Source organism: Kocuria sp. NPDC057446 (genome assembly GCF_042802875.1).
Taxonomy (GTDB): domain Bacteria; phylum Actinomycetota; class Actinomycetes; order Actinomycetales; family Micrococcaceae; genus Kocuria.
In genome coordinates this window covers 1-6,538 of the sequence record NZ_JBHVDI010000185.1, presented here as the reverse complement: position 1 = coordinate 6,538, position 6,538 = coordinate 1, and the positions used below count along the sequence as shown (strand labels likewise).

Annotated in this window: 7 protein-coding genes and 1 tRNA gene; 2 read left to right on the top strand and 6 right to left on the bottom strand. The window is 72.1% G+C overall.

What is annotated here, in order from left to right:
* Positions 1-51: 51 nt before the first annotated feature.
* The gene (locus ACFU0Y_RS16285; protein WP_380215701.1) at positions 52-429 is read right to left on the bottom strand and encodes a thioredoxin family protein; all 378 of its coding nucleotides are present in this window, start codon (positions 427-429) and stop codon (positions 52-54) included.
* Between the two features lie 168 nt (positions 430-597).
* Here ACFU0Y_RS16285 and ACFU0Y_RS16280 point away from each other — a divergent pair, with 168 nt between their 5' ends.
* The gene (locus tag ACFU0Y_RS16280) at positions 598-1,635 is read left to right on the top strand and encodes an LLM class flavin-dependent oxidoreductase (protein WP_380215699.1); all 1,038 of its coding nucleotides are present in this window, start codon (positions 598-600) and stop codon (positions 1,633-1,635) included.
* A 21-nt stretch (positions 1,636-1,656) separates the two neighbouring features.
* On the opposite strand, the gene ACFU0Y_RS16275 is transcribed toward ACFU0Y_RS16280, so the two are convergent.
* From ACFU0Y_RS16275 to ACFU0Y_RS16260, 4 genes are all read right to left on the bottom strand, one after another.
* Positions 1,657-2,373, bottom strand: a complete 717-nt coding sequence (locus ACFU0Y_RS16275) for a class F sortase (RefSeq protein ID WP_380215697.1) — start codon at positions 2,371-2,373, stop codon at positions 1,657-1,659.
* Positions 2,374-2,458: 85 nt separating this feature from the next.
* Positions 2,459-3,142 carry a hypothetical protein gene (locus ACFU0Y_RS16270; protein ID WP_380215695.1) on the bottom strand — a complete coding sequence of 228 codons (684 nt, stop codon included), beginning with the start codon at positions 3,140-3,142 and terminating at the stop codon, positions 2,459-2,461.
* Positions 3,143-3,613: 471 nt separating this feature from the next.
* Positions 3,614-3,695: transfer RNA gene (locus tag ACFU0Y_RS16265), tRNA-Tyr, on the bottom strand.
* Positions 3,696-3,803: 108 nt separating this feature from the next.
* Positions 3,804-4,115, bottom strand: a complete 312-nt coding sequence (locus ACFU0Y_RS16260; protein ID WP_380215693.1) for a hypothetical protein — start codon at positions 4,113-4,115, stop codon at positions 3,804-3,806.
* 137 nt (positions 4,116-4,252) lie between these two features.
* Between ACFU0Y_RS16260 and ACFU0Y_RS16255 the strand changes: the two genes are divergently transcribed.
* Positions 4,253-4,744, top strand: a complete 492-nt coding sequence (locus ACFU0Y_RS16255; protein ID WP_380215691.1) for a YajQ family cyclic di-GMP-binding protein — start codon at positions 4,253-4,255, stop codon at positions 4,742-4,744.
* A 72-nt stretch (positions 4,745-4,816) separates the two neighbouring features.
* On the opposite strand, the gene ACFU0Y_RS16250 is transcribed toward ACFU0Y_RS16255, so the two are convergent.
* Positions 4,817-6,370, bottom strand: a complete 1,554-nt coding sequence (locus tag ACFU0Y_RS16250) for a sulfatase-like hydrolase/transferase (protein ID WP_380215689.1) — start codon at positions 6,368-6,370, stop codon at positions 4,817-4,819.
* Positions 6,371-6,538: the final 168 nt, after the last annotated feature.

Here is a 6,538-nt window from a genome sequence, read left to right as displayed (position 1 = left end):
CGCCTCGTGGGAGGCGGGGCCCGGCGCGGGTCGTGCGGGTCGGTGGCACGGTCAGGCGTTGGGCGCGTCCTGGGACTGCTTGGCGACCTCGGCGCGGACCTCTTCCATGTCGAGGCCCTTCACGGCGTCGATGACCTGGTCGAGGGCGGAGGCGGGCAGGGCGCCCGGCTGGGAGAACACGAGAATGCCCTCGCGGAAGGCCATGAGCGTGGGGATCGAGGAGATCTGCGCCGACGCGGCCAGCATCTGCTGGTCCTCGGTGTCGACCTTCCCGAAGACGATGTCCTCGTGCTTCTCCGAGGCGGCCTCGTAGGTCGGGGCGAACTGCTTGCAGGGCCCGCACCACTCGGCCCACCAGTCGAGCAGGACGATGTCGTTCTCGGCAATGGTCTGGCCCAGGGTGTCCTGGGTGATGTCAACGGTAGCCATGCCCTCCAGCGTAGAGGCAGAGCCGCCCGGGGAGCACCGGATTTCACTGCCGGCTCAAGACCGGGCGGCGGGCGCGGACTAGACTGGACGTCCGGGCCGGGCCGTCGGTCCGGTCTCCGGGCGGAGATCCCGGCCCGGAGGCAGACCCCGTGCACGCCGAGGTGCGCCATGAACGTCGAGATCGGCCTGTTCTCCCTGGGCGAGGTGGTCCCGGACCCCGTCACGGGCGCCCGTCCGGACAGCCGCCAGCGGCTGCGGGACATCATCGAGCAGGCCGAGGCCGCGGAGCGCGCCGGGCTCACCGTGATGGGCGTCGGGGAGAACCACGGGACGGACGTGGTGGCGGCCTCCCCGGTGGTGCTGCTCTCGGCGATCGCCGGCCGCACCCATCTCCTGCGCCTGACCACGGCCGTCTCCGTGCTCACGGCCGGGGACCCCGTGCGGCTCTACGAGCAGATCGCCATGCTGGACAACATCTCCGGCGGCCGCGCGGAGATGATCGTGGGCCGCGGCGCCTCCCAGCGCGTGCTGCGCGCCCTGGGCCTGGAGCCGGAGGACCACGACGCCCTGTTCGAGACGAAGGTGCGCCAGCTGCTCCGGGTGCGGGACGCGGATCCCGTGACCCTCGTGGGCCCCCTCCCCCAGCACAGCGTGCAGTTCGCCCTGGAGCCCCGTCCGCTGCAGCCGTGCCTGCCGATCTGGCTGGGCAGCTCCGGCACCCCGGCGTCGGTGGACCGTGCCGGCGCCCTCGGGCTGCCCCTGGCCCTGCTGCGCACGCACGGTCCCTTCGCCGACGCCGTGCCCGTCGTCGCCGCCTACCGGAGGGCCCTCCGGGAGGCCGGCCGGGACGCCGGCACCCCGGTGAGCATGAACGCGCCGGGCTTCGTGGCGCGGACCGCGGCGCAGGCGCGGGAGCTCAGCCACCCCTACTTCGCCGCGGGGGCCCGCAGCCACGGGCCGGTCCACCCGGCGGATCCCCGCTGGACCCGGGAGGAGTACGAGCGGGAGTGCGGCCCGGACGGGACCCTGGTGGTGGGGGACGTCGACGAGGTGGTCGCCAAGATCGTGGCGCAGCAGCGCGCGCTGGGTCTCGAGCGCCTCCTGCTGCGGATGGACGCGGGCGGCGTCCCGCACCACCTGGCGCTCGAGGCCATCACGCTGCTCGGCGCCGAGGTGGTGCCCCGCGTGCGCGCGGCCCTGGACTGATCCCGGCGCCGCGGCACGGGCTCAGGCCTGCTTGGGGGACGCCGTGAGCACGACGTTCTTCCCCCAGAGGTCCTCGGTGTAGCAGCTGACGATGACCAGCCGGTCCGGGACGATGCGCCAGATGTCGCTGTCCTTGAGGGTGTTCTTGTCGTGGGTGACCACCGAGTCGACCACGTACTCGAGGGTCCCGGCCCCGGTCTCCAGCTCGATCTCGCTGCCGACCAGCCCGGGGTCGCTCAGCCGGTTGAACGGGGCGTCCCGGTCCTCCCAGCTGTGCCCGGTGATGTAGGTGGTGTTCTCCGAGCCCTCGCCCGGCATGCCGTAGGGCGTGAGCCAGTAGCCGTCCAAGGTGTCCGGCGGGACGAGCAGCTCCGTGGCCAGCTCCTGCTCGCTGGGCGCCAGCGGCAGGACGGCCACGTCGAACCGGGCGGCCTCGAGGCTCAGCCGCACGGGTGCCGCGGCCGCCGGCCGGTCGGCGGCGGGTGCCGCGGTGGACGGTGCGGCGGACGGCGTCCGCGGGGCGGCCGCGCTCGGCGGGGCGGCCGCGCTCGGCGGGGTCGCCGAGGAGGCCGCCACCGGCGCGGTGGCCGTCGCGGCCGGGGAGCCGGCGCCGTCCGCGCCCCAGGGGTCCGTCAGCAGGACCGCGGAGAGCACCGCCGCGGCGCCGAGACCGCCGACGGCGGCCCAGCGTCTTCCGGCGCGGCGGGGCGGCGCGGTCGGCTGCTCGGGTGCGTCCATGCTGGGGTCCTCACGGGTCGGCTCGGGATATGGCTGCGCCCTGGTGCCGCGCGAGCGCGGCACCAGGGCGGTCAGCGGTTCGGGATCAGGCGCGGGCGCGGCGCATCCGGAGGGCCACGGCCCCGGACACGGCCGCACCGGCGGCCAGGAGGCCGGCCAGCACACCCGTGCTGAGCCCGCCCTCCTCGCCGGTCTGCATGTTGATGCCCTGGTTCACACCGGTGTCGGTGCCGGCACCGGACCAGTCGTCCGAGTCGCTCCAGTCGTCCGAGCCGGCCCCGGTGTCCAGGACGTCGCAGTTGCCCTGGATCAGCGCCACGAGATCGGCTCCGTCCTCCATGAAGACCTCGCCCTGCGCGCGGGCCTCGCGGGCCGCGGCCTCGAAGTTCGCCGCGGCGGCGGTGGTGGCCGCGTAGGCCTCGGCCACGGCCGGGTCGCTGCTGGAGGCGGCGTAGGACTCCTGCAGGCGCAGGATCTCGTTCCAGGCGGCCTGGGCGCGGTCGATGGTGTCGTCGTTGACGATGGCGTCCTCGAGCACGGCCTGCTGGGTCTGCAGCTGGCTCAGGACCGCCTGGTCCGTGACGAGGGAGTTGAAGTGCGTGCCCGCGTCGTAGAGGTGGTCGGCGGCGGTGACCAGGTTGGTCACCGCGGTGCTGGCGGCGGGGGCCACACAGGTGTCGGCGTGGGCCGCGGGGGCGCCCAGGAACAGGCCTCCGGCCAGGACGGCAGCCGACGAACCCGCGGCCACCCACTTCTTCACAGCAGTCATATCGGTCTGTCTCCTCAAATCGTTCAGAACCCCGGGCCTGCCCCTGGGGTACCAGCGCGCGGCACAGTCCTTCCCAGCGTCCTCGGCGTGGCACACCGGCGGGAGCGCTGCGGGGTCGGTCGTGCTGCTGGTCATCCGGAGTAGGGGGTCCCGACGTGCCGGCTCGGGGAGTGCTGGCACGTGGCCGGATGATGCTGTCGCCTCAAGCTACAAGGATATTCATGTTCTTAGCAATTGTTAAGGCTGGTCCGGCGCGGCGGCCTGCTCCTCGTGTCCCCGGATCGGGGGATGCGGGCCCGGTACTCCGGGCCGGCGAGGGTCCGTGCGGCGGTTGCACGGGCACCGGCTCCGGAACTCCATGGGGACGGAGGAGCACCGGGGCGTCCCGGTGACGAGGGACCTCGTGCCCCGCCGGGATCCGGTACGGGAAAGGCCCCGGTCCGCGGACCGGGGCCTTTCCCGTGGAGCTCGTGGCAGATGAGGGATTCGAACCCCCGTAGGCATTGCCAGCTGATTTACAGTCAGCCCCCTTTGGCCGCTCGGGTAATCTGCCGGGGTGCTGCCGCCGATCCGTCCGGACGGGCGGTGGCCGCCCCCGCGTGCGGGAGCAGTTCAACAGTACAGAACTTCGGCCGTGATGCGAAATTGCCGCGGGGCCGCCTCAGCAGAACATCTTGCGGTAGACCTGCGCCAGGAAGAACGCGGCCTGGGCCTCCGTGATCTCCCCGTGGGTGACGGCCTCCGCGAGATCCTGGGCCACGCCGGCGAGCCGCTCGACGACGTCCGGGTCCAGGGGCGCGGTTTCCGCGCCGACGGATCCGACCGAGCGGTGCGCGGGCGAGTCCGCCGCGGCCGGGGACAGGCCGAGCCCCATCAGGAGGACGGCCGCCAGCGCGGTGGCCGCCGCAGCGGTCGCGCGCCGGGACCGAGCCGGACCGGGCACCACGTCGTCGGGGTCCATGGTTCTGCTCATGCCACCATCCTCGGAGGCCGAGCTGAACGGTTCCTTGGGCACAGATCACGAAACGGTGACGGGGCCCTCCCGGTAGGCTGGGCCACAGTCCCGCGGCCCGCACGCGGTCCGCCCACCGACCCAGCCCAGGAGGCAGCATGGCCAGCGATTCCTCGTTCGACGTCGTCAGCAAGGTCGACAAGCAGGAGGTGTCCAACGCCCTGAACCAGGCCCAGAAGGAGATCGCGCAGCGCTACGACTTCAAGGGCGTGGGCGCCGAGATCGACTTCTCCGGCGAGAAGATCCTCATGAAGGCGAACTCCGAGGAGCGGGTCAACGCGGTCCTCGACGTCTTCCAGTCGAAGCTCGTCAAGCGCGGCATCTCCCTCAAGTCCCTCGACGCCGGGGAGCCCTACGCCTCCGGCAAGGAGTACCGGATCGAGGCCTCCGTGAAGGAGGGGATCGCCCAGGACCAGGCGAAGAAGATCACCAAGCTGATCCGTGACGAGGGCCCCAAGGGCGTGAAGGCCACCATCCAGGGCGACGAGCTCCGGGTCTCCTCGAAGTCCCGCGACGACCTCCAGGACGTCATCACCCTGCTCAAGGGCTCCGAGCTCGAGGTCGACCTGCAGTTCATCAACTACCGCTGACCCTGACCGGCGCGGCCCGGGCCACCCGCGCGGACGGCCCGGGCCGCGCCGTCGGGCAGAGGCCGGAACGCGCTACCGCGCGGCGCTCCCGCCGGCCCAGGCCTCGGCGAAGAACCGCGCGGAGCGCGAGTCCAGCAGCTCGGCGTAGAGATCGGGCGCCATGGCCTGCGCCGAGTCCTCCGGGACCTCCGGGGCGAAGGCGGAGACGCCCAGCCCGGCCTCCCGGTCCGCCAGTGTCAGACCGGCGGCCTCCAGGATCGTGGCGTACATGTTCAGCTGGTCCACGCCGGGGCGCAGCTCGCCGCCGTCCTGGCCCGGCACCCGGATCCGGTTGAAGATGGTGCGGTTGTCGTGGTGGTCCAGCTGCTCGTGGAAGGCGTCGCCGGCGCTCATGTGCTTGAGGTGGTCCCCCATGATCACCACGGCGGTGTCCTCGAGGTAGCCCTTCTCCTCGAGGTGCTCCACGAATCCGGCCACCTGGGTCATGGAGCAGTAGAACGCGGCGGTGACCTCGTTCTCCGTGTCCACGGTGCAGTAGTCGTAGATGTGCACCGGCTCGTGGGTGTCCAGGGTCAGCACGGAGAGGTTGAACGGCCGGCCGGTCCTCTGCGCCTCGGCGTGCAGCTCGTCCACCTCGTCCTTGGCGTGGGCCATGAGGCGTCCGTCGCTCAGACCCCAGTCGCCGCGGAAGTTCTTCTCCGGTTCACCGGCGGCGCGCCAGTCGGCGAGGTCCTTCACCTCGGAGTAGCCGTGGCTGCGCAGGAAGGTGTCCTTCGCGGCGAAGGAGGCGTTGGCGCCGCCCAGGAAGACGCTGGTGTAGCCGTGCTCGTCCAGGACGTCCCCCAGGCAGGTGACGCCGCCCAGGTAGCTGTCGACGTCGCCGCCGAGGTCGTTGACCGAGGTGCTGCCCGAGGGGGAGCCCATGCCCTTGAGCGGGATGCCGCACTGCGTCGAGGCGAGGCCGGCCATGGTCCAGCCGCCCCCCTGGTACTGCTGGAAGTCCGCCACGCTCCGCCAGCCGTCCGCGGCCTCGGTGACCTGCTGCAGAGGAGCGAACGCGTTCTTCTCGAACAGCTGGTCGTCGGCGAGGGTGGCCTCGCCGGACTCGAGGTAGACCAGCACCAGATTGCGCCTGTCCTCGGCGCCGGTGACGACCGGCTCCACGTAGCGGTCGCCGAGGTCGTAATCGGAATTGCCCGACCTGATGTAGTCCCGCACGCCCACCGTGGTGGCGAAGGCCGTGGTGCCGCCGACGACCACGGCGGCCACCAGGGCGGTGGAGACGGTGCGCACGATCCACGGCGAGCGGCGAGGACGCACATCGCCGCGGCCCCGGCGGCGCCGGCGGCTCCGGACGACCTGCCACAGGGCGATCCCGAGCGTGATCAGCAGGGGCGCCACGCCGACCCCCAGGATGCCCATCCAGACGATGGGGCCGCCCCCTCCGTCGGTCTGCACGGAGACGAGGTTCAGAAGCATCTGGCCCACGGTGATCTCGCCCCAGAAGTACCGGATGCCGGCGGCGGCGACGAGCAGCGCGAGCCCGGCCCAGAGCAGGACGTAGACCAGGACGTGCCCCACGACGACGCAGGTTCGTCGGACCGTGGGAAGAATCCGGGCAGACATGGCAGCACCTCGCGTTCCAGATGCGCGCGTGTTCGCCGAACACCCTTGACGATTGACCCGTTCTCGGGCTCATAGAAGCCTAGTGCCGTTGCGCCGGCCGTTCAACAGTGGTTCACCCGTGAGTAACCGGGCGTCCACCGCAGCACGGTGCGCGCGGTGGCGTCCCCG

Excerpts from the sequence above, each read along its gene's own strand:
- ACFU0Y_RS16250 (WP_380215689.1), bottom strand. The coding sequence starts at position 6,370 with ATGTCTGCCCGGATTCTTCCCACGGTCCGACGAACCTGCGTCGTCGTG.
- ACFU0Y_RS16280 (WP_380215699.1), top strand. The coding sequence starts at position 598 with ATGAACGTCGAGATCGGCCTGTTCTCCCTGGGCGAGGTGGTCCCGGAC.
- ACFU0Y_RS16270 (WP_380215695.1), bottom strand. The coding sequence starts at position 3,142 with ATGACTGCTGTGAAGAAGTGGGTGGCCGCGGGTTCGTCGGCTGCCGTC.
- ACFU0Y_RS16285 (WP_380215701.1), bottom strand. The coding sequence starts at position 429 with ATGGCTACCGTTGACATCACCCAGGACACCCTGGGCCAGACCATTGCC.
- ACFU0Y_RS16275 (WP_380215697.1), bottom strand. The coding sequence starts at position 2,373 with ATGGACGCACCCGAGCAGCCGACCGCGCCGCCCCGCCGCGCCGGAAGA.
- ACFU0Y_RS16255 (WP_380215691.1), top strand. The coding sequence starts at position 4,253 with ATGGCCAGCGATTCCTCGTTCGACGTCGTCAGCAAGGTCGACAAGCAG.
- ACFU0Y_RS16260 (WP_380215693.1), bottom strand. The coding sequence starts at position 4,115 with ATGAGCAGAACCATGGACCCCGACGACGTGGTGCCCGGTCCGGCTCGG.